This window comes from Sinorhizobium fredii NGR234 (assembly GCF_000018545.1).
Taxonomy (GTDB): domain Bacteria; phylum Pseudomonadota; class Alphaproteobacteria; order Rhizobiales; family Rhizobiaceae; genus Sinorhizobium; species Sinorhizobium fredii_A.
Map to the genome: position 1 here is coordinate 1,486,762 of NC_012587.1, position 26,203 is coordinate 1,512,964.

A 26,203-nucleotide genomic window follows, 5' to 3' on the forward strand; every position below is an offset into this window, starting at 1 on the left:
CCAGCAGCCGGACCGGAGGAGAAGGATGGCGGACATTGCAGGCCTGGTGCTGCCGTTCTTCGGGCTCATCTTTCTCGGCTACCTGACGGCCCGTTTCGTCGAGCATCCCGGCGAGGCGATGGGTTGGCTGAACACCTTCATCGTCTATCTGGCGCTTCCGGCCCTCTTCTTCAAACTGGTGTCGCGCACGCCGGTCGAAGAGCTGACGCGCGCCGACTTCATCCTCACCAGCGTCGGGACGACCTATGTCGTCTTCGCGCTGATCTTTGTCATCGGCCTGTTTCTGCGCCGCAGCACGATCGCCGAGGCGACCATCCAGGGGTTTGCCGGCGCCTATGGCAATATCGGCTATATGGGGCCAGGTCTGGCTCTGCTTGCCTTCGGCGAAGCCGCGGCTGTGCCGGTGGCGCTGATCTTCTGCTTCGAGAATGCGGCGCATTTCACCGTTGCTCCGGCGATGATGGCGCTTGCCGGCGGACGCAAGCAGAAGCCGCTATTCCTCGTCCTCGGTATTGCCCGCCGGATCGCGCTTCATCCGTTCATCCTGTCGACCTTCGCCGGCGTGGCGGCCGCCTTCCTGGCGCTCGAGCCGCCGGCGCCGCTGCAGCGATTGATCGATTACCTCGCACAGGCCGCCGCTCCCTGCGCGCTGTTCGCCATGGGCGTGACCCTGGCACTACGGCCGCTGAAGCGCATTCCCGTGGAGATCGGCTACATCGTTCCGGCGAAGCTCGTGCTGCATCCGGTGCTCAGGTATCTGGCGCTGAGCTCGGTCGGCGCCTACGACCCCGTCTGGATGCAGACGGCGGTGCTGCTCGGCGCCCTGCCGACGGCGACGAACGTCTTCGTCATCGGACATCAATATGGCATCTGGCAGGAGCGCGCCTCCGCGACGATCCTGATCACCACACTGTTCTCGGTCGCGACGGTGACCGGCTTGCTTTATCTGATGCGATCAGGCGCGCTGCCGGCCGATCTTTTCCCGTAAGCTTTCCTTGAGAGACCGCATCGCGCTGCCGGGGTGGATGCCTTCGCGCATCAGCAGGCCACGCAGCGGGCCGGCGGAGGAGAGGAATTGCAGACCCACGGCCCTGAGCGCCTGGATCGGCAGGAAATCCGAAAGCAGCGAGCGGTTGAGCAGGTCGACGCTTGCAGTCCGGCTGACGATGTCCACGCGGCGGCGGCCGTCGAACCGGTCTCCTACATCCGCCGCCAGGCGTTCGCCGGTCGGTCGGCCGACGAGTTCGACGAGCGTCATCACGTCACGAAGGCTGAGATTGAGACCCTGCGCGCCGATCGGCGGGAATGCATGCGCCGCTTCGCCGACAAGCGCGGCACGTCCCTTGCCGAAGCGCCGTGCGATCATGCCGGAGAGGGGAAAGGACTGCGGCGTTCCTTCCGCCGTCACCTTGCCGAGAATCGATTGCATCCGGTCCTCTATCCTGCGTGACAGGACGTCCGTCGGTAGTTTCAGCGTCTCCTCCGCGTCGCGCGGCCTTTGCACCCAAACGAGGCTGGAGCGGTTGCCTGGCAGGGGAACCTGCGTAAACGGACCGCTCTCCGTGTGAAACTCCGTCGAGACCTCCTGATGCGAAAGCTCGTGGCCGAAGTTCAGCACGACCGCCGTTTGTGGATAGGACCAGCTGAACGTCTCGATCCCCGCCGCCTCGCGAACCGCAGAGCGTCGACCGTCGGCGCCGACGACGAGATCGGCGGAGATCGTCCGCCCGTCCTCAAGCCCGATCCGTACCTCGCCGTCGCCGAAGTCGAAGGTCATCGCCGGGGCGGTGATCCGCTCGAGCGTCGTCAAGCTCGCTTCGTGCTTTTCCAGGATTTCAAGGAACGGAGCATTCGGTATATTGTAACCGAAGGCCTCGAGCCCGACCTCGGCGGCACGGAAATTGACGGGCGGCGCCCGCAAGAGCCTCGTTGTTCCATCGATGATGCGAATGGCGACGAGCGGCGCCGTCAGCGGCTCGACGTCGTCCCAGAGGCCAAGTCCCTTAAGATAGTCGATCGATTGGTCCATGAGGGCGGTGGTACGCCCGTCGGCGATGACGGGCTTCGGCCCGACCAGCGCGACCCGATGGCCGTCGCGGGCGAGCGCCATCGCCGCCAGCGAGCCGGCAAGTCCTGCGCCGATGATGGCAATGTCGTAGTGTTGCATGGCCGGCGCCTTCCGGGCGGGTTGTCCGCCTCCAAGTCAATGTCTTGGTTTTGTTCTAGCCGCTTAGCCTATTGAAATAAATGGGTTGAATCAGCGCAGGCGTGGTCGCCGCATGTCCACAGAACAATTCCGCTTGTGGGTTGACGAAGGTGAATTTTGCTGGCGATGCCTCGCAAAGGGTGCATATTAACCCGCCGGAGTGCCGTCGATCGCGGGTCAGCGGCGGTCTGGCGATGGCGCGAAAAGACGAAACGAAGGGAACAGGCGGCATTCGCAGATGAAATTCTTCAACTACAGACGCGTTCCCTACGCCGAAATCCGCGCTTTCTCCGTGCATATTCTCACGGCCTCCGGCTCGTTCCTGGCCTTCCTCGGCGTGGTGGCGGCGGCCGAGCATCGCTTCGTCGACATGTTCTGGTGGCTCGGGCTGGCGCTGCTGGTCGACGGTATCGATGGCCCGATCGCGCGCAAGGTGCAGGTCAAGGAAGTGCTGCCGAACTGGTCGGGCGATACGCTCGACAATGTCATCGACTACGTGACCTATGTGCTGCTTCCCGCCTTCGCGCTCTACCAGAGCGGCATGATCGGTGAACCCTGGTCCTTCGTGGCGGCCGGCGCCATCGTCGTGTCGAGCGCCATCTATTATGCCGACATGGGCATGAAGACGGACGAGTATTTCTTCTCGGGTTTCCCGGTCGTCTGGAACATGGTCGTCTTCACGCTATTTGTCATACAGGCGAGCGAAGTGACTGCATCCATTGTGGTTTTCTTGTCCGTCGTGCTGACCTTCCTGCCCATCAACTTCCTGCATCCGGTGCGCGTCAAAAGGCTGAGGTCCCTCAATCTCGGCGTCTTCCTGGTCTGGTCGGCGCTCGGCATGTATGCCTTGCTCCTGCATTTCGAGACGCCGCCCTGGGTGGTGCTCGGCGTGGTGGCGACGGGAATCTATCTCTATGTCGTCGGTTTTGTTCTGCAGCTGTTCCCCAATCTCGGGCGCGCATAGGAGTTTGCTCATGCCACAGGCGATTGTCGTTCGCGAACTCGGCGGACCTGAAGTTCTGAAGTTGGAGGGCGTCACGCTCGCGGCGCCCGGACCCGGCGAAGTGCAGATCCGGCAGGTCGCCATCGGCCTCAATTTCATCGACGTCTATTTCCGGACCGGCCTCTACAAATCGGCGACCGGTCTGCCCTTCATCCCGGGCAAGGAGGGTGCCGGCATCGTCACCGCGGTCGGGGATGGGGTGAGCATGTTTTCTGTCGGCGATCGCGTTGCCTATGCTTCGGCCGACGGCGCCTATGCGAGTGAACGCAATGTCGACGCCTCGCAACTGGTCAAGGTTCCGGACGGGATCAGCCTCGAGACGGCGGCGGCGATGATGCTGAAGGGGATGACGGCGCAATATCTGCTCAATCAGACCTTCCAGGTCGGGCCCGAGACCACCTTGCTCTTCCACGCGGCCGCCGGCGGCGTCGGGCTGATTGCCGGGCAGTGGGCGAAGGCGCTGGGCGCGACGGTGATCGGCACGGCCGGATCGCAGGAGAAGATCGATCTGGCGCTCGCCCACGGCTACGACCATGTGATCAACTACCGGACCGAGAATTTCGTCTCGCGCGTCAGGGAGCTGACCGGCGGACGGGGCGTCGACGTCGTCTACGACTCGGTCGGCCGTGATACCTACCCGGCCTCGCTCGACTGCCTGAAGCCGCGCGGCCTGTGGGTCAGTTTCGGCAATTCTTCCGGGCCGGTGGATGCCTTCAATATCGGCATCCTGGCGCAGAAGGGGGCGCTCTACGCAACCCGCCCGACGCTTTTCACCTATGTGGCCACCCGGCCGGCGCTGGAGGCATGTGCAAATTCCCTGTTTGATGTTGTGCAAAGCAACAAAGTGCGTATCAATATCAATCAGACCTATCCGCTCGCCGAGGCCGGCCGAGCGCACACGGATCTCGAAACAAGAAAAACAAGCGGAACGACACTGTTGATTCCCTGACCTAATCCGAAGGCATCAGGGATTCGAAAGAGGGGAAAAGAGGGCAGCGTGCCTGTTAAGGGACCAATTGCGAGCGGCCCATTGCTGGCTGTGAGCAACCTGACGAAATTGTTCGGCTCGTTCGCGGCCTGCAATGCGATCAATCTGCACATAGAACCCGGAGAAATTCACGCGCTCCTCGGCGAGAACGGGGCGGGGAAATCGACCCTGGTCAAGATGCTGTTCGGCGTGCTTTCGCCGACCGCCGGTGAGATCTCCTGGATGGGCGACAATGTCCGCATCGGGAGCCCCGGTGACGCGCGCAAGCTCGGCATCGGCATGGTCTTCCAGCACTTCTCGCTTTTCGAGGCGCTGACGGTCGCCGAGAACATCGCGCTTTCGATGGATCGCAGCATTTCGCTTGCCCGTGTTGCCGAAGAGGCTTCGCGCCTGTCGCATGTCTACGGCCTGCCGCTCGATCCCAATGCGCATGTCGCCGATCTTTCCGTCGGTGAACGGCAGCGCATCGAGATCGTCCGCGCTCTGCTTCAGAATCCGCAGTTGATCATTCTCGACGAGCCGACCTCGGTGCTGACCCCGCAGGAAGCCGACCGGCTGTTCGAGACGCTGTTGAAGCTGAAGGCGGAGGGGCGCTCCGTCCTCTATATCAGCCACCGCCTCGAAGAGGTGCAGCGCATTTGCGACCGCGCCACGGTGTTGCGGCACGGCAAGGTCACCGGCGCCTGCGATCCGCGCGCCGAGACGCCGGCCTCGCTGGCCCGCATGATGGTCGGCAACGACGTGGCCGTGGTGACGCCCGAGGGCACGAACACCAAAGGCGACGTGCAACTCGAGGCACGCCATCTTTCCGTTGCGGCGCGCACGCCTTTCGCGGTTTCCCTCAAGAATATCTGCCTCAAGGTCAAGGCCGGAGAGGTGCTGGCGATCGCCGGCGTTGCCGGCAATGGCCAGGGCGAGCTTTTCGATGCTCTCTCCGGCGAGTACCCGGTGGCCGACGACAATGCCGTGCAGATCCGCCAGAAGCCGGTCGGAACCAAAAACATCAACGCACGACGCCTGATGGGCGCCGGTTTCGTCCCGGAGGAGCGACATGGGCATGCGGCGGTTTCCGCGCTCTCCCTCTCCGACAATCTGGTCCTGGCGCGCAACCAGTCCGACAAGCGCGCTTTTCTTGGCGGTGGTTTCCTGAAGATCATCCGCCAGGGGGCGGTCAAAGCTGCAACCAAACGCATTTCCGAGGCGATGGACGTCCGCAAGAGCGGCGAGGACCCGCCGGCCGGTTCGCTTTCGGGCGGCAACCTGCAGAAGTTCATCGTCGGCCGCGAACTCGACCGGCAGCCGGCCGTGCTTGTCGTCAACCAGCCCACCTGGGGCGTTGACGCCGGAGCGGCGAGCCGGATCCGCCAGGCGCTCGTCGATCTCGCCAAGGCGGGCTCCGCCGTGCTGGTGATCAGCCAGGACCTCGACGAGATATTCGAGGTGGCGACCGAAATCGCCGTGATCAGCGAGGGGCGGCTTTCCGACCCCTATCCGGCCCGGGAACTCTCGCGCGAGAAGATCGGCCTGCTGATGGGCGGCATGTACGGCAAGACGGAAGGCGCTGCACATGCGCATTGAGCTCGAAAGGCGGCCCAAGGTCTCCGCGCTGTTTTCCATCCTGTCGCCGTTCATCGCCTTTGCGCTGACAATCGTCTTCGGCGGCATCATGTTCGCGCTGCTCGGCAAGAACCCGGTGGCGGCGCTCTACAGCTTCTTCGTGGAGCCGCTGAGCGAGGTCTGGTCGCTGCATGAGCTGGCGATCAAGGCCGCGCCGCTGATCCTGATCGGCGTCGGGCTTTCCGTCTGCTTCCGCTCCAACAACTGGAACATCGGTGCGGAAGGCCAGTTCATCATGGGGGCGATCGCCGGCTCGATCCTGCCGGTCGTCTTCTACGACTGGCAGTCACCGCTCGTACTGCCGCTGATGCTGGTGCTCGGCATGATCGGTGGTGCGCTCTTCGCGGCGATCCCGGCCTTCCTGAAGGCCCATATGAACACCAACGAGATCCTGACGAGCCTGATGCTGGTCTATGTCGCCCAGCTTTTTCTCGACTGGCTCGTGCGCGGCCCCTGGCGCAACCCTGAGGGCATGAACTTTCCGGAAACCCGGACGTTCGGTGCAGAGGCGATCCTTCCCGAATTGATCGCCTCGGGGCGCACCCACTGGGGATTTGCCTTCGCGATCATTGCGGCGCTCGCGGTCTGGTTCATGATGCGCTACACGCTGCGGGGCTTCGAGATCACCGTCCTCGGCCAGTCCGAGCGGGCAGGGCGCTTCGCCGGTTTCTCGTCGCGCAAGATGATCTGGTTCTCGATGCTGTTTTCCGGAGCTCTTGCCGGGCTTGCCGGCATTTCGGAGGTCAGCGGCGCGATCCAGCAGTTGCGGCCGGTGATTTCGCCCGGCTACGGATTCACGGCTATCATTGTTGCATTCCTCGGCCGCCTCAATCCGCTCGGGATCATCGCCGCCGGCCTCGTCCTGGCGCTCACCTATCTCGGCGGCGAGGCGGCGCAGCTTTCGATCGGCGTCTCCGACAAGGTGACGCGCGTCTTCCAGGGGCTGCTGTTGTTCTTCGTGCTGTCCTGCGACACGCTCATTCATTACCGCATCCGGCTTGTGAGAGAGAGATTCGCGGCGCTCAAGACGGACGAGGCGCACTGATGGGTATCGTCGAAGCAATCCTGCTAAGTGTCATCACGGCGGCGACGCCGCTCGTCCTTGCCGCAGCCGGCGAGCTCGTTGCCGAGCGGTCGGGCGTACTCAATCTCGGCGTCGAAGGCATGATGATCATGGGCGCGGTCTGCGCCTTCGCCGCCACGCAGCTCAGCGGGTCGCCCTATATCGGCGTGCTCGCCGGGATCGCCGCCGGCGCGTCGTTCTCGCTGCTGTTCGGTTTCCTGACGCTGACGCTCGTCGCCAACCAGGTGGCGACCGGCCTGGCGCTGACGCTGCTCGGTCTTGGCGTCTCCGGCATGCTGGGCGAGAGCTTTTTGGGCATGCAGGGCATCAAGCTGCAGCCGATCGCGATCCCGCTCTTGTCACAGGTGCCGTTTGTCGGGCCGCTCATCTTCCGGCAGGACGCGATCTTCTATCTGTCGATCGCGGTGGTCGCGGGGATCCACTGGTTTCTCTTCAGGACGCGGTCGGGGTTGAAGCTCCGCGCCGTCGGCGACAGCCACGGTTCCGCGCATGCCCTGGGCGTCGACGTCATCCGGACCCGCTACCTGGCGGTGCTTTTCGGAGGCGCCTGCGCCGGGCTTGCCGGCGCGCAACTGTCACTGGTCTACACGCCGCAATGGGTCGAGAACATGTCGGCGGGTCGCGGCTGGATCGCGCTCGCCCTCGTGGTGTTCGCCTCCTGGCGTCCCTGGCGGGTGGTTGCCGGCGGCTATCTGTTCGGCGCCGTGTCGATCAGCCAGCTTCACGCCCAGGCCTTCGGCATCGGCATTCCCTCGCAGTTTCTTTCGTCGCTTCCCTATGTGGCGACAATTGTCGTACTCATTCTCATATCGCACAACCGGCGCATGACCCTGATCAATACGCCGGCATCGCTCGGCAAACCGTTTGTGCCGGACCGGTGAACAACAACAACCAGACGGAATTCTCAAACCGACAGAGGTCAAAAATGAAAAAACTACTCCTCGCCCTCGCAACCACGACTGCGGTGATCGGCTTTGCCGCAGCCGCAGGCGCCCAGGAAAAGGCCAAGATCTGCTTCGTCTACGTGGGCTCGAAGACCGATGGCGGCTGGACGCAGGCGCACGACATCGGCCGCCAGCAGGTCGAAAAGGAACTGGGGGAAAAGGTCGAGACGCAGTTCCTCGAGAACGTTCCCGAAGGCCCGGATGCGGAACGCGCCATCGAGCGTCTGGCGCGGTCCGGCTGCGGCCTGATCTTCACCACGTCCTTCGGCTTCATGGATGCGACGGTCAAGATCGCCCAGAAATTCCCGGACGTGAAGTTCGAGCACGCGACCGGCTACAAGACGGCGGCGAACGTTGCGACCTACAACAGCCGTTTCTATGAGGGCCGCTACATTCAGGGGCAGATCGCCGCCAAGATGTCTCAGAAGGGCGTTGCCGGCTACATCGCCTCCTTCCCGATCCCGGAAGTGGTGATGGGCATCAACTCATTCGTCATCGGCGCCCGCTCGGTCAACCCGGACTTCAAGATCAAGGTCGTGTGGGCCAACACCTGGTTCGACCCGGGCAAGGAAGCGGATGCTGCCAAGGCGCTCATCGACCAGGGCGTCGACATCCTGACCCAGCACACCGACACCACCGCTCCGATGCAGGTCGCGGCCGAACGCGGCATCAAGGCCTTTGGCCAGGCATCCGACATGATCGCCGCCGGCCCGCAGACGCAGCTGACGGCCATCGTCGATACCTGGGGCGCCTATTACGTCAAGCGCGTCCAGGCCTTCCTCGATGGGAAGTGGGAAACGACCTCGAGCTGGGACGGCCTGAAGGACGGCATCCTGACGATGGCGCCCTACACCAACATGCCCGACGACGTGAAGGCGATGGCCGAAGCGACGGAAGCCAAGATCAAATCCGGCGAGCTGAAGCCGTTCACCGGTCCGCTCAACAAGCAGGACGGCACGGCATGGCTGAAAGAAGGCGAAGCCTCCGATGATGCCACGCTCCTCGGCATGAACTTCTACGTCGAAGGTGTCGACGACAAGTTGCCGAAATAAGCGGGAAGGGCATTCGCCTTCGAATTCCTGCAAACCCCACGCCACGGCGTGGGGTTTGTTATTGGGGTCCTCGAATCTCGTATCGGATCGTGCCAATGGGCGTCCGTGGTCCGTCGCCGGACTTTCGGGAATCGCATATTCGATCTACTGTAAATACAAGCGTCTGCTCTCGTAACGAGAAGCAGCGCCGGCACATAAAACAGCGCCTGCCCGCAGCAAGGAGGCACTCTTGGAGGTGGACGGGTTGAACAAGAGCCTGCTTGATACGGTGATATCGAGGACGCCGAAACGGACGAGCCATGCGCAGGTCGTGGATCAACTCGGCAAGGCGATCGTTTCGGGCGAATTTCCGGTCGGCAGCATCCTGCCTGGAGATCCCGAACTGGCTCTTCGCTTCCGGGTGTCGCGCACTGTCTTGCGCGAGGCGATGAAGACGCTTGCGGCAAAGGGCATGGTTGTTCCCCGGGCTCGCATCGGAACACGCGTGACGCCCAGGAAAGAGTGGAACCTCTTCGACGCCGATATCCTCACCTGGCATTTCGCCTGCGGGGTGGATGAGGACTTTCTCCACCACTTGAGCGAAGTGCGGCTCGCATTCGAGACGCACGCCGCCGCCTTGGCGGCGCGAAACGCGACCGACGCCGAAATTGCCACGATGATGCGGCTCGCGGTCGCCATGGGTGACGCCAGCCACACGGCTGAAACGCTCGCGGTGGCCGACCTGAAATTCCATCTCTCCGTTCTCGAAGCCTCCGGCAATCCATTCCTCAGAACTGTCGGCGGACTGATCGAGGCGGCCTTGGTCGGCGTGTTCAAATTGAGTTCGCCGACGGATGACAAGGGCGGCATAGACGAGGTGGCTCGCAATCACATCCGCATCGTCGAGGAGATCGGCAGGAGGGACGAGGTTGGCGCCCGGCAGGCGATGGAGCATGTGATCAGATACGGGCGGGACCGAATCCACAAAGCCTTCAATCCCGACGAGGGCGTCAAGATCTGAGATCGCCCGCGGCGCGGTGCAACCGCCGCTACGCCCTCCTACGTCACGGACCGTCAATCTGACCTTGCCCGCACCGTCGTGCTGGCCTATCTGAGACAGCAGTCGTTCCTCATCTGACGACCTTCCTTGAGCGGTGAACGGAGCCTATGTCCGAGCTTTTTGTCATTTTTCTTCTGCTTTTGATCAATGCCTTCTTTGCGCTCTCGGAAATGGCAATCGTTTCGGCAAGCAAGCCCTTGCTGCGTCAGATGGTAAAGCAGGGAAACCATCGCGCCGAAGTCGCCCTGCGGCTTGCCGAGGAGCCTGGAAAGTTCCTGTCCACGGTTCAGGTCGGCATTACCCTTGTCGGCATCCTGGCCGGCGCCTATGGCGGCGCGACGATCGCCGCGAAGCTCGCACCAACCTTGGACGAGGTGGCCTGGATCAACCCCTATGGCAACACCGTTGCCGTCGCCCTCGTCGTCACGTTCATCACCTTCCTGTCGGTTGTGATTGGCGAACTCATCCCTAAGCAACTGGCGCTCAGGAATTCGGAAGGCCTGGCGATTTTCGTGGCGCGGCCGATGACCTTGCTTTCGCGAATAGCCGCGCCGGTCGTTTATCTCTTCGAGACCGCCGCTCGCCTGGCGATGCGCCTGATGGGCATGAAGGCCGAGGACGCCGATCATGTCACCGAAGAGGAGGTGCATGCGATCATGGCTTCAGGTGTGGAGAGCGGCGCGATCGAGAAGAGCGAGCACGAGATGCTGCGGCGCATCATCCGGCTCGACGACAGAAACGTCAAATCGATCATGACGCATCGCACCGAGGTCAGCTTCATCGACGTAAACGACAGCTTGGAGACGATCGGCCGCAAGATCAGGCAGTTCGGCCATTCGCGCTATCCGGTCATCGACGGCCCGGCGGGCGATGTGGTTGGAGCGGTGCTGGCAAAGGAAATCCTCAACGCTCCGATCGCCGCGCCGTTCGATATCCGCAAATATGTCCGCGAGATCCTGACGCTTCCGGAAACGGCGACCTGCCTCAAGGCTCTCGAAGCCTTCAAGGCCTCCAGCGTCAACATGGCGATGATCGTCGACGAGTATGGCAGCACGGAAGGCATCATCACGACGGCGGACATCCTCGAGGCGATCGTCGGCGTCATCCCGTCCAATTACGACGATATCGAACACGCCCATATCCGGGCACGCGAGGACGGCAGCTATCTCGTCGACGGGCGCACGCCGATCGACGAGATCCACCTGCAGATCGGCATCGAAGGCATCGATAACGACGGAGACTTCGAGACGATAGCCGGTTTCCTGGTGCAGCAGTTGCGCAAGACGCCGGAGGAAGGCGACTGCGCCGAGGCGCACGGATATCGCTTCGAGGTACTCGACATGGACGGTCGCCGCATCGACAAGATCCTTGTCAGCCGCCGCGCCGAAGAACATTCGGCCTGATCGGAGCAAAAGATTGGGCGACAGCCGGCCTTTCCGCCTCAATTAATCGAGATGCCGAAAGTCGGATAGCAATCTGCTGGACGCAGCGATGTCAGGTCGGATCCCGAAGCTTGAGAACGATGCAAGAGTCTCCGGGCGCCGCGGCGGGTGTTTGCGGCGGGCGAACGATCAGACCGTCCGACTGTGCGAAGACCTTGGTCATCGACGAGTCCTGGCGTGCGAAGGGGTGCGCGATGAGCGAGCCATCCGGTTCGCGGGAGAGGCGCGCCCGAACGTAGTCCTGGCGGCGGTCGTTGGCGGGCAGGGGTGCAGCGAGGCTTGCCGCTACCAGCCGTGAGCGGTCGGGAAGATGTGCGAGCTTGCGCGTCAGGGGCTCCAGGAAGAGCAGGGCGCAGACGAGGCTCGAGACCGGATTGCCGGGCAGGCCGAGCACCGGCATGCCGGCGAGGTCGCCGACCATCAGCGGCTTTCCCGGCCGCATCGCGATGCGCCAGAAGTCGAGCGTCATGCCGCAGGCGACGAGCGTCGATTGGACGAGATCATGGTCGCCGACCGAGGCTCCGCCGAGCGTGACGAGCACGTCGGCTTGCTCCGCCTGGGCTCGATTGACTGCAGAGGCAATCGCCGTCCGGTCGTCGCGGACGATGCCGAGATCCAGTATGTCCGCGCCGTTTTCGCGAGCGATCGCCGCGACACCGAAGCTGTTCGAGGCAATGATCTGGTCGGCCCCGGGCGAACTGCCGGGCGGCAGCAACTCGTCACCCGTTGCAAGAATTGCGATCTTCGGACGCAGGAAGACCGGCAGGGTCGGGTGATTCATGCTGGCCGCAAGCGTCAACCGGCCGGCATCGAGCACGTTTCCGGCAGAGAGCGTGACTTCACCCTGCTCGAAGTCCTGGCCCGCCAGGCGGATATGGCGTCCCTTCGCCGGTGCGAACAGGGTGCGGATACGACCACCCTCGAGGCGCTCGGTGTCTTCCTGCAGGATGACCGTGTCGGCGCCGGCCGCCAGCGGCGCGCCGGTGAAGATGCGCACTGCCTCGCCCGGTCCTACCTGGCCGCCAAACCGGCGTCCCGCCGCCGATTGCCCTATCACGGTCAGTTCGGCGCCGACATTGGAGATATCGTCGTGACGAACGGCGTAGCCGTCCATGGCGGAATTGTCGAAGGGAGGATGGGTGAGCCGCGCGCCTGTGTCCTCGGCAAGCACACGGCCGAGGCAATCGTGGAGCGCAAGCCGCTCCGTCTGCTGCCTTGGCCGACCCTGGGCAAGAACCCGTGTGAGTGCCTCTTCGACCGAGAGCAGCGACATCAATCCTGGTCTCCGCCGCGGCGGTAGTCGCCGGATTTTCCGCCCGACTTGCTGACGAGGCGAATGCCGCCGATCTCCATCTCGCGGTCCGCAGCCTTTGCCATGTCATATATCGTCAGGCAGGCAATGCTGACTGCCGTCAGCGCCTCCATCTCGACGCCTGTCCGCCCCTTGAGCTTCGCCATAGCCTCTATACGCAAGCCGGGCAGGGCGTCGTCGGGTACGATGTCGACGGAGACCTTGGTCAGCATCAGCGGGTGGCAGAGCGGAATGAGGTTGGACGTCTGCTTGGCGGCCATGATGCCCGCGAGCCGGGCCGTGCCGATCACGTCGCCCTTCTTGGCGTTGCCTTCGAGGATCAGGGCCAACGTCTCCGGCCGCATCCGCACGAAGCCTTCTGCGGCGGCGACGCGCTCCGTCTCCGCCTTGTCGCCGACATCGACCATATGGGCTTCGCCGGCGCTGTCGATGTGGGTGAGGCGCGGGCCGCTCATCACTCTGCGGCCACGGCGCTTGCCGATCCGGTCAGCAGCGCGCGGGTAGCCGCCTCCACGTCGTCTTTCCGCATCAGGCTTTCGCCGACGAGGAAAGTCGTTATTCCGGTCTTTTCGAGCCGCCGGCAGTCCGCGTGTGTGAAGATACCGCTTTCGCCGACCAGCAGGCGATCCGCCGGCACCATCGGGGCGAGCCGTTCGGAAACGGCCAGGTCGACCTCGAACGTCCTCAAGTTGCGGTTGTTGATGCCGATGAGGGGAGACGACAGCCGCAGCGCCCGCTCCATTTCCTCGGCGTCATGCACTTCGACGAGCACGTCCATGCCGAGCGCCCCTGCGGCATCTTCCAGCCGGTGCGCGTCGTCGTCAGTCAGCGATGCCATGATCAGCAGGATGCAGTCTGCCCCCCAGGCGCGCGCTTCGAAGACCTGGTAGGTGTCGAACATGAAGTCCTTGCGCAGCGCCGGCAACGAACAGGCGGCCCGCGCCGCGGTCAGAAATTCGGGCGCGCCTTGAAAGCTCGGCGTATCCGTCAGCACCGAGAGGCAAGCGGCCCCGCCCGCCGCATAGGCCTTCGCCAGCGCCGGCGGGTCGAAGTCCGGGCGAATCAATCCTTTCGAGGGGCTGGCCTTCTTGATTTCGGCGATCAGCCCGAACTCGCTTTTCTGGCGGCGCGCCGCAAGCGCGGCGTGAAAGCCGCGCGGCGACGATTGATCGGCGATTCGCGCCCGCAGCTCGTCGAGCGAAACGCGCGATTTCGCAGCGGCGATCTCTTCACGCTTGTAGGCCTCGATCTTGCGCAGAATGTCCGTCATGTCCTCTCCTCAGGCGGCGTTGGAGACGGTGATGAGCCGCTGCAGCGCGGCCTTGGCCGCGCCGCTCGAAAGGGCCTCGCGGCCGATCGCCATGCCTTCGGCGAGATCCGTGGCGCGTCCGGCTATCATCAACGATGCGGCGGCGTTCGCAAGGGAAATGTCCCGGTAGGCATTTTCCTCTCCGTCGAGGACCGCCTGCAAGGCGGCGGCGTTGTGCGCACCGTCGCCGCCCTTCAAGGCGTCGAGAGTCGTGCGCGCGAGGCCGAAGGATTCAGGCGTCAACTCGAAGCTGCGGATCTTGCCATCCTTCAGCTCGGCAACCTTCGTGACCCCCGTCGTGGTGATTTCGTCCAGGCCTTCACCGTGGACGACCCAGATGCTCTCGGAGCCGAGATCGCGCAGGACCTCCGCCAGCGGATCGACCCATTGCGGCGCGAAGACGCCGACGAGCTGCCTTTTGACGCCGGCCGGATTGGAGAGAGGACCCAAGAGATTGAAGATCGTCCTCGTGCCGAGCTCGACCCGGGTCGGTCCCACATGGCGCATCGCCGAATGGTGCTGCTGGGCGAACATGAAGCCGACGCCCGCCTCGCGGATGCAACGGGCAATCGCCTCCGGGCCGATATCGAGTTTGACGCCGAGGCAGGAGAGCGCATCGGCCGTCCCGGATTTCGAGCTGAGCGCCCGATTGCCGTGCTTGGCAACCGGCACGCCCGCGCCGGCGACGATCAGCGATGCCAGCGTCGAGATGTTGTAGGTGCCGGCACCATCGCCGCCGGTTCCGACGATGTCGATCGCGTCCTCCGGCGCCTCGACCGGCAACATCCGTGCCCGCATCGCCCCGACCGCGCCGACGATCTCGTCGACGGTTTCGCCGCGCACGCGGAGCGCCATGAGGAAGCCGCCGATCTGCGACGGAGTGGCGGCGCCCGACATGATGATCTCGAAGGCGGCCCGGGCGTCTTCGCGGCTGAGTGCCTCGCGCGCTGCGACTTTGGCGACGAACGGCTTCAAATCATTCATGCGTTGTTTCCTCGTCCGTCAGCGTTGCGCCAATGCCTGCTCGGCAAGCGTCTGGTTGATGGATACGCCATAGACCGATTGCAGCGTTGCGACCATCTGATCGAGAATGTCGTCGCCGCTGGCGCGGGCGATCGCTTCGATCTGGCGGCTGTCGTTGTCGAGGGCGTTGGCGGGCGCACTGTCGTCGACGGCCGTCACCTGCATGAGGATCTGGCCTTCGCTGCCCATGCCGGCGGCATTGGCGACATGCCCGTTCGGTCCGCCGAAGGCAGCCGCGATGGCGGCCTCACTCAAGGCGGCGTCCTGCGTGGACCGGCTCAATCCGGTCTTCGTTTCGACGACAAGGCCGAGTTCGCCCGCGATGTCGGCGAGCTTCGCGCCCTTCTTGACCCGATCCTTCAATTCGGCCGCCTTGGCTGCAAGCGCCACCCGCTGCTGCTCGGCCGTCCAGTCGGCAGCCACCTCGTCGCGAACCTCGTCGAGCGTTCGGTCGCGGGCAGGGATCACCTCTTCGAGGTCGAACCAGGCATAGCCGTCGCGGCCGATATGGACGGCCAGCGTCTCGAGGCCGACCTCGGCCTTGAACACGTCCTGGAGAAGGGCGCGCTGCTCCGGAAGGCCGGTCACATCGTCGCCATTCTGGTCCTTGCCGGTGGCATCGATCGCGTCGACCGTTGCGAGCTTGAGCTTCAGCTGGTCGGCGACCTCCTTGACGGTCGCGCCGGCAGCTCTTTCGTCCTCGATCTTGTCATGCAGCCCGACGAGCTGATCGCGTGCCACGGAAAGCGCGATGTCCTTGCGCAACTCCTCCTTGACTTCATCGAAGCTGCGAACAGTTTCCTGGCGAATATTCGTCACGCGCAGGATGACGGGGCCGAAGGCGCCTTCGACGACGGGCGTAACGCCGCCATCCGACGCGACAGCGAAGGCGGCTTCGGCGGCTTTCTGATCCGGCATCCGCTCCTTGGTGAAATCGCCGAGGAGAACATCCGCCGCGCTCTTGCCCTCGGCCTTGACGAGATCGTCGAAAGAGGTGCCGGCAGAAAGCTTGGCGGCGCCCGCGTCGGCCGCTTCGCGAGACGGGAAGGCGAGCTGCTCGATTGTTCTCGTTGCCGCGGTGCGGAAGCTCTCTTTGCGCTTTTCGTAGTCGGCGCGCAACTCTTCGTCGGTGACCGCGTCGTTCACAACCAGATCCTCGGGTTCGAGCTTGATATAGCTGAACTTCCGATATTCCGGCGCGCGATAATTCGCCTTGTGGCTTTCGAACCAGGGAGCGAGGACATCGTCGCCCGGCGCCTTGACCGCATCGATATTTGCATTCGAGAGCAGCAGGTAGTCGATGGTACGCGTTTCATGACGGTACTTGCCGACGGCATCGACCAGGATCGCCGGCGCCGCGAACCCGTCCGAGAGCGCGTCGACGATCTGCGAGCGAACCGCCACCTGGCTGCGGTTCTTGATGTAGTCCTGCTCGGTCAATCCGGCATTGCGCAGCACGCTCGAGAAGGTCATCCGATCGAATTGGCCGTTGGCGCCGTGAAAGGCGGGATCCTCGCCGATCAGCCTGGCGAGCCGGTCTTCGGAGAGGCCGAGATTCATGTCTTCGGCAAGCTGATCGAGAGCGGCGCCTGCGACGAGCTGCGAATACACCTGCGCCTCCACGCCGAACGCGCGGGCCTGCTGCCGCGTCAGCGGCGTTCCGAGCTGCCGCGAAAGCAGGCTCAATTGGCGCTCATAGGCAAGCCGATAGTCGCTGGTGGAGACCTTCACGTCGCCGACCGTCACCACCGCATCGGACGTGCCGGTAACCATCAAGGTCTGACCGCCCCACACCATGAAGGAGAGGATGAGAATGGCCAGGAGGCCTTTGACGATCCGCGTCTGGGCGGCGTTTCTCAGGGAGTCGAGCATGGGGGGCAGAAACCTCGTTGCAGTATAACGGCATTACGCCGAATGATTTCGTTCCTTAGAACAAACCAAATGGGAATTGAAGGCCGATCCGCCTGAAATCGCCATGCCGCGGAAAGCCGGACCGGAAGACGCGCGGTCCGGCGGAACTCGCGGAGTTGTCGGGCGGTTTCTCGGAGGCGTCCATCGAACAACAAGTCGGGGATCGGCGCGAACAGGAAAGCGGATGTCGGATTCCTTAGCCGGCAATTGAAATTGATCTGCAAAATTGCCAGTTTCAGGCTGGTCTCTCTATGGCCAAGGAGAGAGATTCGTGTCTTCGATAGTGACAGAAACTTGATGCCCGGCGGCTGCTGCGGAATATCCATGCCATGCAATCCACCATCGTAATGGTCAATCTCTTCGGAGCCGTCGCGCTGCTCCTGTTCGGTCTTTCACTGGTGAAGGAGGGGGTGACGCGCGCCTTCGGATCGCGGTTGCGGGCCGGTCTGGCACGGGGAACGAATGGTTCGCTGCGCGCCTTCGCAACAGGACTCGTCGCCACGCTTGCCCTGCAAAGCTCCACGGCCACGGCCCTGATGACCGCATCCTTCGTCGAGAAGGGCCTGGTGCGGTCGCGCATGGCGCAGATCGTGCTGCTGGGCGCCAACATTGGCACGGCCATCACGGCCTGGATCGTTGCAATCGGCATCGGCTGGCTGGCGCCCCTGTTCATTCTGGCGGGCGTCATGATGCACCGAATGAGCCAGTCGAGCGCGCGCCAGGGGGGCGGCTTTGCACTGGTCGGCATCGGCCTGATGCTTCTGTCGCTCGAACTGCTCGGCACGGCGACGGAGCCGATGCGCGAGTCCGAGGCCCTGGCGGCCTTTCTGGGCATGCTCGACAACGCCTGGCCGGTCGCCATGCTGATTGCGGCTGGCCTGGCTTTCGCCTCGTCGTCGAGCCTCGCCATCGTCATGCTCGTCCTGTCGTTGTCATCCGCTGGCGTTCTCTCCACGGGGCTGACCGTTGCCCTGGTGCTCGGCGCCAATCTGGGCGGCGCAATCCCACCGGTCATCGCGACGCTGGCCGCGGCGCCCGGTGCCCGCCGCGTCACGATCGGCAATCTGGTCGTGCGCGGCGTCGGATGTCTGATCGCACTTCCACTGGCCGGTCTCTACGCGGACATGCTGCAGAGCCTGCCGCTGCCGCGACAGAAGCTGCCTGTCGATGTCCATCTTCTTTTCAACCTGGCCGTCGCGTTGATCGCCTGGCCCTTTTCGGGCCTGCTGTCCCGGATGATGAACCGCCTGGTTCCGGATGAAGAGGTGAGCGAGACAGGGCCGCGCTATCTTGACGACGCGGCGCTCGATACGCCCGTCATGGCGCTTTCCGGCGCGACGCGGGAGGTGCTTCGGGTCGGAGACCTGATCGAGGCCATGCTGCTGCGCACGTCGGCCGCCTTCAACAAGAATGACCTCGGTGAACTCAACGACATCGGCAAGATGGAAAAGCAGGTCGATCTGCTGCAGCAGGAGGTGAAGATTTTCCTGTCGCGGTTGGGGCGAGACGGGCTCAGCGAGGAGGACGGACGCCGTTCGATCGTCATCATCGACTATGCGATCAATCTCGAGCACATGGGCGATATCATCGAGAAGGGTATTTGCGAGCAGATCCGCAAGAAAGTGACGAACGGCCTGAAGTTTTCCGACGAAGGCTATCACGAACTGAAGAACCTGTTCGATCTCACCCTCGACAACTTGCGGATCGCCCAGACGATTTTCGTCTCCCGCAACGCGGACCTCGCCCGGCACCTCATCGAGGTCAAGGTCGATGTGCGCCATATGGAAAAACGCTCCGCCGAACGACATCTGGAGCGCCTCCGCGACGGCCTGCTTGAAAGCCTGCAGACGAGTTCGCTGCATCTCGACATGCTGCGGGATCTGAAGCGCATCAACGCGCACGTTGCCTCTGTCGCCTATCCGATCGTCGAAGAGAGCGGTCTTTTGACGGAGAGCCGGTTGCGGCCACAGGCATGATGTCGAGCGGCACGAACGCCGGGTGGGGCGGGCGGGCGTCCCGAGATTTAAAAGCTGCCACCGCCCTTAAACCGGGTTAACGGGACGTGATTGTGCGATATATGCTTTTCGCAATAGCTTGCTGACGGCACACGTCGAATCGGGCGACGGGGCATGCGTACGAATACCCGAAGAATACCAAGGAGATCAGAGTATGGAACGGACTTGCCTGGCGATCATCCTGGCGGCGGGCGAAAGCACGCGGATGAAATCGGCCATGTCGAAGGTGCTGCATCCGGTGGCGGGCAGGCCGATGATTGCGCATGTCGTCGACGCCCTGGCAAGCGCATCCATTACCGACGTGGCCCTGGTTGTCGGCCGCGACGCGGAAGCGGTGTCGACTGCCGCCAGCACAGGCTCTGTTACCGTTTCCTCCTTCCTGCAAAAGGAACGGCTTGGTACGGCGCATGCCGTTCTTGCCGCGCGCGCGGCGATCGAGAAGGGCTATGACGACGTCCTGGTCGTCTTCGGCGATACGCCGCTGATCACCGCCGCGCCGCTCACGGCCGCGCGCGAACGGTTGGCGGAAGGCAACGATGTGGTCGTCATCGGCTTCGAAACCGCGGATCCGACCGGCTACGGCCGCCTGATCGTCAAGGACGGGGAACTGCTCGCCATCCGGGAACACAAGGACGCGTCCGAGGAGGAGCGCCGCATCACCTATTGCAACGGCGGCCTGATGGCGATCAGCGGCAGCAAGGCGCTCGACCTCCTCGGCCGCATCGGCAACGCCAACGTCAAGGGCGAATACTACCTGACCGACCTCGTCGAGATCGTCCGCTCGCTCGGCGGCCGGGCGATCGCCGTCGAGGCGCCGGAGGAAGAACTCACCGGCTGCAATACACGGGCCGAACTCGCCTACATCGAACGTCTTTGGCAGCAACGCCGCCGCCAGGAACTGATGCTTGCCGGGGTTTCCATGGTCGCGCCGGAGACGGTCTTCCTCGCCTGGGACACCGAACTTGCCGAGGATGTCCTGGTGGAGCCGAACGTCGTCTTCGGTCCCGGGGTGCGCGTCGAGAGTGGCGCCGTCATCCATGCGTTCTCGCATGTCGAGGGCGCCCATGTCCGCGCAGGGGCGACGGTCGGCCCCTTCGCCCGTCTTCGTCCGGGCGCCGATCTCGGCCCCAAGTCGAAGGTCGGCAACTTCTGCGAGGTGAAGAAAGCGGAAATCGGCGCGGGTGCCAAGGTGAACCACCTTACCTATATCGGCGATGCATTCGTCGGCGCCGGCTCGAACATCGGTGCGGGCACCATCACCTGCAACTATGACGGCGTGAACAAGCACGTCACGCGGATCGGCGAAAATACCTTCATCGGCTCGAACGCGTCGCTCGTCGCTCCCGTTTCGATCGGCAGCGGGGCGCTCGTCGCCTCTGGCAGCGTGATCACCGAGGACGTGCCGGCCGATGCCGTTGCGTTCGGCCGGGCGCGGCAGGAGATCAAGCCCGGCCGCGCTCCCATTTTAAGGCAGCGCTATGAGGCTGAAAAAGCAGCGAGGAAGAAGGTCAAAGCGGCCGAGTAGTCTCGTTAATCATTGAAACTGAAAGTGAAATCGAAGCGGATTGTTTCCCGTGATAATTTCGCTACCAAGGCTGCGACATTGGCGACGGGGTCGCTGCATTTGAGCTGGCACGCCAGGACCGGCGTGCGACGGACGCGGAGAGTGACATGTGCGGGATTGTGGGTATCGTCGGGCAGCAGCCGGTTTCGGAGCGGCTGGTCGATGCGTTGAAACGCCTGGAGTACCGGGGCTATGATTCGGCCGGCGTCGCGACAATCGATGGTGGAGCGCTGGACCGCCGACGCGCCGAGGGAAAGCTCGTCAATCTTGAGGCGAGGCTGAAAGAGGAGCCGCTGGCCGGTAGCATCGGCATCGCCCATACGCGCTGGGCAACCCACGGGGCGCCGACCGAACGGAATGCCCATCCGCACTTCACCGACGGCGTCGCCGTCGTTCACAACGGCATCATCGAGAATTTTTCCGAGTTGAAGGACGAACTGGCCGAGGCCGGGGCCGAATTCCAGACCGAGACCGACACGGAAGTCGTCGCGCAGCTCTTGGCGAGATTTCGTCGGGACGGTATGGGTCGGCGCGAGGCGATGCATGCGATGCTGAAGCGGGTGCGGGGCGCCTATGCCCTTGCCGTTCTCTTCCAGGACGATCCGTCGACCATCATGGCGGCCCGCAACGGTCCGCCGCTAGCGATCGGCCACGGCAATGGCGAGATGTTCCTGGGCTCCGACGCCATTGCGCTGGCGCCCTTCACCAACGAAATCACCTATCTCGTCGACGGTGACTGGGCGGTGATCGGCAAGTCCGGCGTCCATATCTTCGACATGGATGGCAAGGTCATCACCCGCCCGCGCCAGGTATCCACGGCTGCGGCCTACATGGTCGACAAAGGCAACCATCGCCATTTCATGGAGAAGGAAATCTACGAGCAGCCGGAGGTCATCTCCCACGCCCTCAGCCACTACATCAACTTCATCGACCATCGGGTGCTGCCGGTTTCGGACGCGATCGACTTCGCCAAGGTGCCGAGCCTTGCCATCTCCGCCTGCGGCACCGCCTATCTGGCCGGGCTGATCGGCAAATACTGGTTTGAGCGCTATGCGCGCTTGCCGGTCGAAATCGATGTCGCTTCCGAATTCCGCTACCGCGAAATCCCGCTCTCGCCGCAATCGGCGGCTCTGTTCATCTCGCAATCCGGCGAGACCGCCGATACGCTGGCTTCCCTGCGTTACTGCAAGGAACACGGCTTGAAGATCGGCGCCGTCGTCAACACGCGCGAATCGACAATAGCGCGTGAGTCCGACGCCGTTTTCCCGATTCTTGCCGGTCCTGAGATCGGCGTGGCGTCGACCAAGGCGTTCACCTGCCAGCTCGCCGTCCTGGCTGCGCTCGCGGTCGGCGCCGGCAGGGCCCGCGGCACCGTCAGCGAAGAGGAAGAACAGGCGCTGGTGAGAAGCCTTGCCGAAATGCCGCGTGTGATGGGGCAGGTGCTCAACAGCATCCAGCCGAAGATCGAATTCCTGGCGCGCGAATTGTCGAAGTGCCGCGACGTGCTTTACCTCGGCCGTGGCACGAGCTTTCCGCTCGCCATGGAAGGCGCCCTGAAGCTCAAGGAAATTTCCTACATCCACGCGGAAGGCTATGCCGCGGGCGAATTGAAACACGGTCCGATCGCGCTCATCGACGAGAACATGCCGGTCATCGTGATTGCGCCGCATGACCGGTTCTTCGACAAGACCGTCTCCAACATGCAGGAAGTCGCGGCCCGCGGCGGACGGATCATCCTGATCACCGACGAGAAGGGCGCCGCCGCGTCGAAGCTCGATACCATGCACACGATCGTGCTTCCGAACGTCGACGAGATCGTCGCGCCGATGATCTTCTCGCTGCCGGTGCAACTGCTCGCCTATCATACGGCGGTCTTCATGGGCACCGACGTCGATCAGCCGCGCAACCTGGCCAAGTCGGTCACCGTCGAATGATCATCCGGCCGGAAACCGCTGGCGATCACGCAGGGATTCACAGCGTGACGGCGGCTGCTTTCGCGGGACAACCCTACAGCGACCAGACCGAGCCGCTGATCATCGATCGCCTGCGCGTGGCCGGAGCCCTCACGCTCTCCCTCGTCGCCGTCGAGGGGGAAGAGGTGATCGGCCACATCGCCTTCTCGCCGGTGACGATAACCCCCGTTGCCGCGGGCTGGTATGGGCTCGGTCCCGTCGCCGTGGGTCCGGACAGACAGGGTCGGGGCATCGGCAGCGCACTGGTTCGGGAAGGCCTTGAAAAGTTGCGCGAGCTTGGTGCGGCCGGCTGTGTCCTGGCCGGCAATCCGGCCTTCTACCAAAGATTCGGTTTCCGCAACGATCCGGCTCTTGTCTTTCCCGGTTGTGCGCCGCAATATTTCATGGTTCTGGCCTTGTCGGAAGCGCGGGTTTCCGGCACGGTCGCCTATCATCCGGCGTTTTTCGGGCCGGTGTGACGATCCATGGCACTTCAATGACGGACGGTTCTTCCAAAAGCGGCATCATCGCAGCCCGGCTGCGCAACTACTTTCTCACGGGCCTGATCATCTGTGCCCCCGTGGCCATCACGGTCTGGCTGGTTCGCTCTTTCATCGAATGGGCGGATAGCTGGGTGAAGCCTTACCTGCCGAGCTTCTATAACCCCGACACCTATTCGCCGGTGGCCATCCCGGGATTCGGCCTCCTCGTCGCAATCGTCGTCATCACGCTCGTCGGTTTTCTGACGGCGAGCATCATCGGGCGATCGATCATCAACTTCGGCGAGTCGCTGCTCAACCGGACGCCGCTGGTGCGGACGATCTACAAATCGCTGAAGCAGATCTTCCAGACGGTGCTGCAGGACCAATCCTCGTCCTTCAAGAAGGCCGGGCTGATCGAATATCCGAGCCCCGGGCTTTGGTCGCTGGTCTTCATCGCGACCGATGCGAAGGGCGAGATCGCCGCGAAGTTCGACGAGCGCGGCATGGATATGGTGGCTGTGTTCCTGCCGCCGACGCCGTTGCCGACGGCCGGATTCCTGCTGTTCGTGCCGCGCGACAAGATCGTCCCGTTGCAGATGAGCGCCGAGGATGCGGCCAAGCTGCTGATCTCCGGCGGCCTCGTTACGCCGGATCACAAGCCGATCGCCAATGCACCACCGCGCACGATCACGCAGCAGAAAAGGGCCTGACGCACGCTACCGGACCGCAGTCTAGCCGGCCCGCAGGAAACGAATCGCTTCGTCTCGCCGGTGAAGATAGAGCAAGGTCCTCAGGGCTTGGCCGCGCTCCGTCGTCAAGTCCGGATCGCGCTCGATGAGATAGGCGGCGTCTTTGCGGGCGATCTCCAGAAGATCCGCATGCGCCTCGAGACTGGCGATGCGAAATCCGGGCGTGCCGGATTGCCGCGTGCCGAGCAGTTCGCCTTCGCCGCGCAGTTTCAGGTCCTCTTCGGCGATCACGAAGCCGTCCTCGGTCTCGCGCAGGATCGAAAGGCGCGCCCGGCCGGCCTCGCTCAGCGGTCCCTTGTATAGCAGGATGCAGGTCGAGGCCTCGTCGCCGCGCCCGACGCGGCCGCGCAACTGGTGCAGCTGCGCGAGCCCGAAGCGCTCGGCATGCTCGATCACCATGATCGTCGCATCGGGAACATCGACGCCAACCTCCACCACCGTCGTCGCCACCAGCACGCGAATTTCGCCGTTCTTGAAGGCGAGCATCACTGCGTCCTTTTCCGGCCCTGGCATGCGGCCATGAACGAGTCCGACGTCCTGGCCGAAACGCTGCACCAGGCGCTGGTAGCGCTCGTCGGCCGACATCGTGTCGGTTTCTTCGGATTCCTCGACCAGCGGGCAGATCCAGTAGGCCTTCTTGCCCTGACTGAGAGCTGCATCGAGCCGGTCGACGATTTCGTCGGTACGCTCGGTCGGAACGGTGACGGTCTGGATCGGCTTTCGCCCGGCCGGTTTTTCCGTCAGCTTCGAGACGTCCATGTCGCCGAAGGCGGCCAGCACCAGGGTGCGCGGGATCGGCGTCGCCGTCATGACCAGCATGTGCGGGGAAATGCCCTTGGCGGTGAGCCGCAGACGCTGGTGGACGCCGAAGCGATGCTGTTCGTCGACGACGGCAAGCACGAGCTGCCGGTAGTTGACCGCATCCTGGAAGAGGGCGTGAGTGCCGATGACCATCTGCGTCTCGCCTGAGGCGATGCGCTCGAGGATTGCGTCGCGCTCCTTACCCTTAGTCCTGCCGGTCAATACGTCGATCGTGACGCCTGCCGGCGCCGCCATCTTCTGAAGCGTCGCGTGGTGCTGCCTTGCGAGAATCTCGGTTGGCGCCATCAGCACGGCTTGGCCGCCGGATTCGATGGCGGCAAGCATCGACATCAACGCTATGGCCGTCTTGCCGGAGCCGACGTCGCCCTGCAACAGACGCAGCATGCGTTCGGTGCCGGACATGTCGGCAAGAATGTCCCCGACGGCGGCCGACTGGCTGGCCGTGAGCGAGAAGGGCAGGGCGGCGATGACCGGTCCACTCAGCTTGCCTGTCGCGTGAACCGGCGTCCCGGCGACCTTGCGTAAGCGCTGGCGCACCAAAGACAGCGAAAGCTGGCCGGCGAGAAATTCGTCATAGGCGAGCCGCCGGCGCGCCGGGGCCTGCGGAGCGATATCGGTTTCGTCGCGCGGTTCGTGCAGGCGATGAAAACACTCCCTGGCGCTCGCAAAGCCTTGCTGACGCTGCAGCGTCTGGTCCAGCCATTCGGGAAGATCGGGGACCCGCGCCACCGCCGCCTCGATCGATTTGCGCAGCGGCCGCAGTGTGAGGCCCGCGGTCAGGCCGTAGACCGGTTCGACGAGCGGCAGGCTTTCGGCTTCCGCCGCGCGAACCATATAGTCCGGATGCACCATCGAGGCGCGTCCGTTGAACCAGTCCACCTTGCCGCTGACGATGACGGTCTCGTCGATCGGCAGCGCCTTTTCCAGCCAGTTTCCCTTGACCCGGAAGAAGGTCAGCGCCAACTCGCCGGTGTCGTCGTGCAGGAAGACGCGGTAGGGCACATTCGGTCGGCCGCGTGGTGACGGCTGGTGCCGGTCGACACGGCCGGTGATGGTGACGATCGAGCCCTGCGGCGCGTTGGCGATGCCGGGCTGCTGGCGTCGGTCGATCAGCGAATGGGGCGCGTGAAACACCAGATCGATCACGCGGCAGTCGTCGATCGACTCGCGTCCGAGCAGGCGGGCGTATAGCTCGCCGGTCCTGGGGCCGATGCCGGGCAGGCTATCGAGGGGAGCAAACAGCGGATCGAGCAGGGCAGGGCGCATGGTCATGAAATTGCGACAAGAAATCCGGCATTGGCAAGGCTGACAAGCCGCTTTCCAGCGTTTATAGAGCCCGAGAACACGATCCGCCATGGCGGCGGGTGGCAGGAAGGACGTTCCATGACCGGCATTTCGCGCACGAGCGCCGATCTTGATCCGCGCCGGCGCCGGATACTCTTCCGCGCCTGGCATCGCGGCATTCGTGAGATGGACCTGATTCTCGGGCAATTCGCCGAGGCGGAGCTCGCCACCCTTTCCGATAGGGAACTGGATGAGCTGGAAACGATCATGCGCGAGGAAGACAACGACCTCGTTCGCTGGATCACCGGCGAAAAGCCGCTGCCAGGGCGCTATGCGACGGCGCTGTTTGCGCGCATAGCCGCCTACCGCCCGGATTTCGACCCCGTTCAGCAAGAGGCGGAATGA

22 protein-coding genes are annotated in these 26,203 nt (G+C 63.6%); 15 read left to right on the top strand and 7 right to left on the bottom strand.

What is annotated here, in order from left to right; translation table 11 throughout:
* Nucleotides 1-25 precede the first annotated feature (25 nt).
* Complete coding sequence (locus NGR_RS18485) at nt 26-988, top strand: AEC family transporter (RefSeq protein WP_012707993.1); 963 nt, start codon at nt 26-28, stop codon at nt 986-988.
* Here the strand turns inward: NGR_RS18485 and NGR_RS18490 are convergent.
* On the bottom strand, nt 956-2,167 hold the full coding sequence (locus NGR_RS18490) for a UbiH/UbiF family hydroxylase (protein ID WP_012707994.1): 1,212 nt from the start codon (nt 2,165-2,167) through the stop codon (nt 956-958). The two genes, NGR_RS18485 and NGR_RS18490, sit on opposite strands and share 33 nt — an antisense overlap.
* A 277-nt stretch (nt 2,168-2,444) precedes the next feature.
* Between NGR_RS18490 and pcsA the strand changes: the two genes are divergently transcribed.
* The 8 genes from pcsA to NGR_RS18530 all read left to right on the top strand — a co-directional run bounded on the left by pcsA (nt 2,445) and on the right by NGR_RS18530 (nt 11,336).
* Complete coding sequence (gene pcsA, locus NGR_RS18495) at nt 2,445-3,170, top strand: phosphatidylcholine synthase (protein ID WP_012707995.1); 726 nt, start codon at nt 2,445-2,447, stop codon at nt 3,168-3,170.
* Nucleotides 3,171-3,180: 10 nt separating this feature from the next.
* The gene (locus NGR_RS18500; RefSeq protein ID WP_012707996.1) at nt 3,181-4,158 is read left to right on the top strand and encodes a quinone oxidoreductase family protein; all 978 of its coding nucleotides are present in this window, start codon (nt 3,181-3,183) and stop codon (nt 4,156-4,158) included.
* A gap of 48 nt (nt 4,159-4,206) precedes the next feature.
* Nucleotides 4,207-5,775, top strand: coding sequence for an ABC transporter ATP-binding protein (locus NGR_RS18505; RefSeq protein WP_012707997.1), 1,569 nt, complete (start codon nt 4,207-4,209; stop codon nt 5,773-5,775).
* A complete protein-coding gene (locus NGR_RS18510) occupies nt 5,765-6,859 on the top strand; it encodes an ABC transporter permease (RefSeq protein ID WP_012707998.1) in 1,095 nt (364 codons plus the stop codon). The genes NGR_RS18505 and NGR_RS18510 overlap by 11 nt, the downstream gene beginning before the upstream one ends.
* Nucleotides 6,859-7,779 carry an ABC transporter permease gene (locus NGR_RS18515; RefSeq protein WP_012707999.1) on the top strand — a complete coding sequence of 307 codons (921 nt, stop codon included), beginning with the start codon at nt 6,859-6,861 and terminating at the stop codon, nt 7,777-7,779. Before NGR_RS18510 ends, NGR_RS18515 begins: the two co-directional genes overlap by 1 nt.
* A 44-nt stretch (nt 7,780-7,823) precedes the next feature.
* Nucleotides 7,824-8,894: a BMP family ABC transporter substrate-binding protein gene (locus tag NGR_RS18520; RefSeq protein ID WP_012708000.1), complete on the top strand. Its 1,071-nt coding sequence runs from the start codon at nt 7,824-7,826 to the stop codon at nt 8,892-8,894.
* A gap of 244 nt (nt 8,895-9,138) precedes the next feature.
* Nucleotides 9,139-9,894, top strand: coding sequence for a FadR/GntR family transcriptional regulator (locus NGR_RS18525; protein ID WP_012708001.1), 756 nt, complete (start codon nt 9,139-9,141; stop codon nt 9,892-9,894).
* A gap of 146 nt (nt 9,895-10,040) precedes the next feature.
* Nucleotides 10,041-11,336 carry a hemolysin family protein gene (locus tag NGR_RS18530; protein WP_012708002.1) on the top strand — a complete coding sequence of 432 codons (1,296 nt, stop codon included), beginning with the start codon at nt 10,041-10,043 and terminating at the stop codon, nt 11,334-11,336.
* Nucleotides 11,337-11,427: 91 nt separating this feature from the next.
* On the opposite strand, the gene NGR_RS18535 is transcribed toward NGR_RS18530, so the two are convergent.
* The 5 genes from NGR_RS18535 to NGR_RS18555 are packed head-to-tail and all read right to left on the bottom strand — an operon-like array spanning nt 11,428 to nt 16,891.
* Complete coding sequence (locus tag NGR_RS18535) at nt 11,428-12,648, bottom strand: molybdopterin molybdotransferase MoeA (RefSeq protein WP_164924311.1); 1,221 nt, start codon at nt 12,646-12,648, stop codon at nt 11,428-11,430.
* Nucleotides 12,648-13,142: a cyclic pyranopterin monophosphate synthase MoaC gene (moaC, locus tag NGR_RS18540; protein WP_164924312.1), complete on the bottom strand. Its 495-nt coding sequence runs from the start codon at nt 13,140-13,142 to the stop codon at nt 12,648-12,650. Before moaC ends, NGR_RS18535 begins: the two co-directional genes overlap by 1 nt.
* The gene (trpC, locus tag NGR_RS18545) at nt 13,142-13,957 is read right to left on the bottom strand and encodes an indole-3-glycerol phosphate synthase TrpC (RefSeq protein WP_012708005.1); all 816 of its coding nucleotides are present in this window, start codon (nt 13,955-13,957) and stop codon (nt 13,142-13,144) included. The genes moaC and trpC overlap by 1 nt, the downstream gene beginning before the upstream one ends.
* A 9-nt stretch (nt 13,958-13,966) precedes the next feature.
* Nucleotides 13,967-14,980, bottom strand: a complete 1,014-nt coding sequence (gene trpD / locus NGR_RS18550; RefSeq protein WP_012708006.1) for an anthranilate phosphoribosyltransferase — start codon at nt 14,978-14,980, stop codon at nt 13,967-13,969.
* 18 nt (nt 14,981-14,998) lie between these two features.
* A complete protein-coding gene (locus NGR_RS18555) occupies nt 14,999-16,891 on the bottom strand; it encodes a peptidylprolyl isomerase (protein ID WP_012708007.1) in 1,893 nt (630 codons plus the stop codon).
* 368 nt (nt 16,892-17,259) lie between these two features.
* On the opposite strand from NGR_RS18555, the gene NGR_RS18560 reads away from it, so the two are divergent.
* From NGR_RS18560 to NGR_RS18580, 5 genes are all read left to right on the top strand, one after another.
* Nucleotides 17,260-18,906 carry a Na/Pi cotransporter family protein gene (locus NGR_RS18560; protein ID WP_012708009.1) on the top strand — a complete coding sequence of 549 codons (1,647 nt, stop codon included), beginning with the start codon at nt 17,260-17,262 and terminating at the stop codon, nt 18,904-18,906.
* A gap of 193 nt (nt 18,907-19,099) precedes the next feature.
* Nucleotides 19,100-20,470: a bifunctional UDP-N-acetylglucosamine diphosphorylase/glucosamine-1-phosphate N-acetyltransferase GlmU gene (glmU, locus tag NGR_RS18565; protein WP_012708010.1), complete on the top strand. Its 1,371-nt coding sequence runs from the start codon at nt 19,100-19,102 to the stop codon at nt 20,468-20,470.
* Nucleotides 20,471-20,616: 146 nt separating this feature from the next.
* The gene (gene glmS / locus NGR_RS18570) at nt 20,617-22,443 is read left to right on the top strand and encodes a glutamine--fructose-6-phosphate transaminase (isomerizing) (protein WP_012708011.1); all 1,827 of its coding nucleotides are present in this window, start codon (nt 20,617-20,619) and stop codon (nt 22,441-22,443) included.
* Nucleotides 22,440-22,940 (top strand): GNAT family N-acetyltransferase, encoded by a 501-nt coding sequence (locus NGR_RS18575; RefSeq protein ID WP_164924313.1) that lies wholly within the window; start codon nt 22,440-22,442, stop codon nt 22,938-22,940. The genes glmS and NGR_RS18575 overlap by 4 nt, the downstream gene beginning before the upstream one ends.
* A 17-nt stretch (nt 22,941-22,957) precedes the next feature.
* A complete protein-coding gene (locus tag NGR_RS18580) occupies nt 22,958-23,653 on the top strand; it encodes a DUF502 domain-containing protein (RefSeq protein ID WP_012708013.1) in 696 nt (231 codons plus the stop codon).
* Between the two features lie 21 nt (nt 23,654-23,674).
* Here the strand turns inward: NGR_RS18580 and recG are convergent, their stop codons facing one another.
* Nucleotides 23,675-25,780, bottom strand: a complete 2,106-nt coding sequence (gene recG / locus NGR_RS18585) for an ATP-dependent DNA helicase RecG (protein WP_164924618.1) — start codon at nt 25,778-25,780, stop codon at nt 23,675-23,677.
* 117 nt (nt 25,781-25,897) lie between these two features.
* Between recG and NGR_RS18590 the strand changes: the two genes are divergently transcribed.
* Nucleotides 25,898-26,203, top strand: a complete 306-nt coding sequence (locus tag NGR_RS18590; RefSeq protein WP_164924314.1) for a succinate dehydrogenase assembly factor 2 — start codon at nt 25,898-25,900, stop codon at nt 26,201-26,203.

Excerpts from the sequence above, each read along its gene's own strand:
- NGR_RS18485 (WP_012707993.1), top strand. The coding sequence starts at position 26 with ATGGCGGACATTGCAGGCCTGGTGCTGCCGTTCTTCGGGCTCATCTTT.
- NGR_RS18490 (WP_012707994.1), bottom strand. The coding sequence starts at position 2,167 with ATGCAACACTACGACATTGCCATCATCGGCGCAGGACTTGCCGGCTCG.
- pcsA (WP_012707995.1), top strand. The coding sequence starts at position 2,445 with ATGAAATTCTTCAACTACAGACGCGTTCCCTACGCCGAAATCCGCGCT.
- NGR_RS18500 (WP_012707996.1), top strand. The coding sequence starts at position 3,181 with ATGCCACAGGCGATTGTCGTTCGCGAACTCGGCGGACCTGAAGTTCTG.
- NGR_RS18510 (WP_012707998.1), top strand. The coding sequence starts at position 5,765 with ATGCGCATTGAGCTCGAAAGGCGGCCCAAGGTCTCCGCGCTGTTTTCC.
- NGR_RS18515 (WP_012707999.1), top strand. The coding sequence starts at position 6,859 with ATGGGTATCGTCGAAGCAATCCTGCTAAGTGTCATCACGGCGGCGACG.
- NGR_RS18520 (WP_012708000.1), top strand. The coding sequence starts at position 7,824 with ATGAAAAAACTACTCCTCGCCCTCGCAACCACGACTGCGGTGATCGGC.
- NGR_RS18530 (WP_012708002.1), top strand. The coding sequence starts at position 10,041 with ATGTCCGAGCTTTTTGTCATTTTTCTTCTGCTTTTGATCAATGCCTTC.
- NGR_RS18535 (WP_164924311.1), bottom strand. The coding sequence starts at position 12,648 with ATGTCGCTGCTCTCGGTCGAAGAGGCACTCACACGGGTTCTTGCCCAG.
- moaC (WP_164924312.1), bottom strand. The coding sequence starts at position 13,142 with ATGAGCGGCCCGCGCCTCACCCACATCGACAGCGCCGGCGAAGCCCAT.
- trpC (WP_012708005.1), bottom strand. The coding sequence starts at position 13,957 with ATGACGGACATTCTGCGCAAGATCGAGGCCTACAAGCGTGAAGAGATC.
- trpD (WP_012708006.1), bottom strand. The coding sequence starts at position 14,980 with ATGAATGATTTGAAGCCGTTCGTCGCCAAAGTCGCAGCGCGCGAGGCA.
- NGR_RS18555 (WP_012708007.1), bottom strand. The coding sequence starts at position 16,891 with ATGCTCGACTCCCTGAGAAACGCCGCCCAGACGCGGATCGTCAAAGGC.
- NGR_RS18560 (WP_012708009.1), top strand. The coding sequence starts at position 17,260 with ATGCAATCCACCATCGTAATGGTCAATCTCTTCGGAGCCGTCGCGCTG.
- glmU (WP_012708010.1), top strand. The coding sequence starts at position 19,100 with ATGGAACGGACTTGCCTGGCGATCATCCTGGCGGCGGGCGAAAGCACG.
- glmS (WP_012708011.1), top strand. The coding sequence starts at position 20,617 with ATGTGCGGGATTGTGGGTATCGTCGGGCAGCAGCCGGTTTCGGAGCGG.
- NGR_RS18575 (WP_164924313.1), top strand. The coding sequence starts at position 22,440 with ATGATCATCCGGCCGGAAACCGCTGGCGATCACGCAGGGATTCACAGC.
- NGR_RS18580 (WP_012708013.1), top strand. The coding sequence starts at position 22,958 with ATGACGGACGGTTCTTCCAAAAGCGGCATCATCGCAGCCCGGCTGCGC.
- recG (WP_164924618.1), bottom strand. The coding sequence starts at position 25,780 with ATGCGCCCTGCCCTGCTCGATCCGCTGTTTGCTCCCCTCGATAGCCTG.
- NGR_RS18590 (WP_164924314.1), top strand. The coding sequence starts at position 25,898 with ATGACCGGCATTTCGCGCACGAGCGCCGATCTTGATCCGCGCCGGCGC.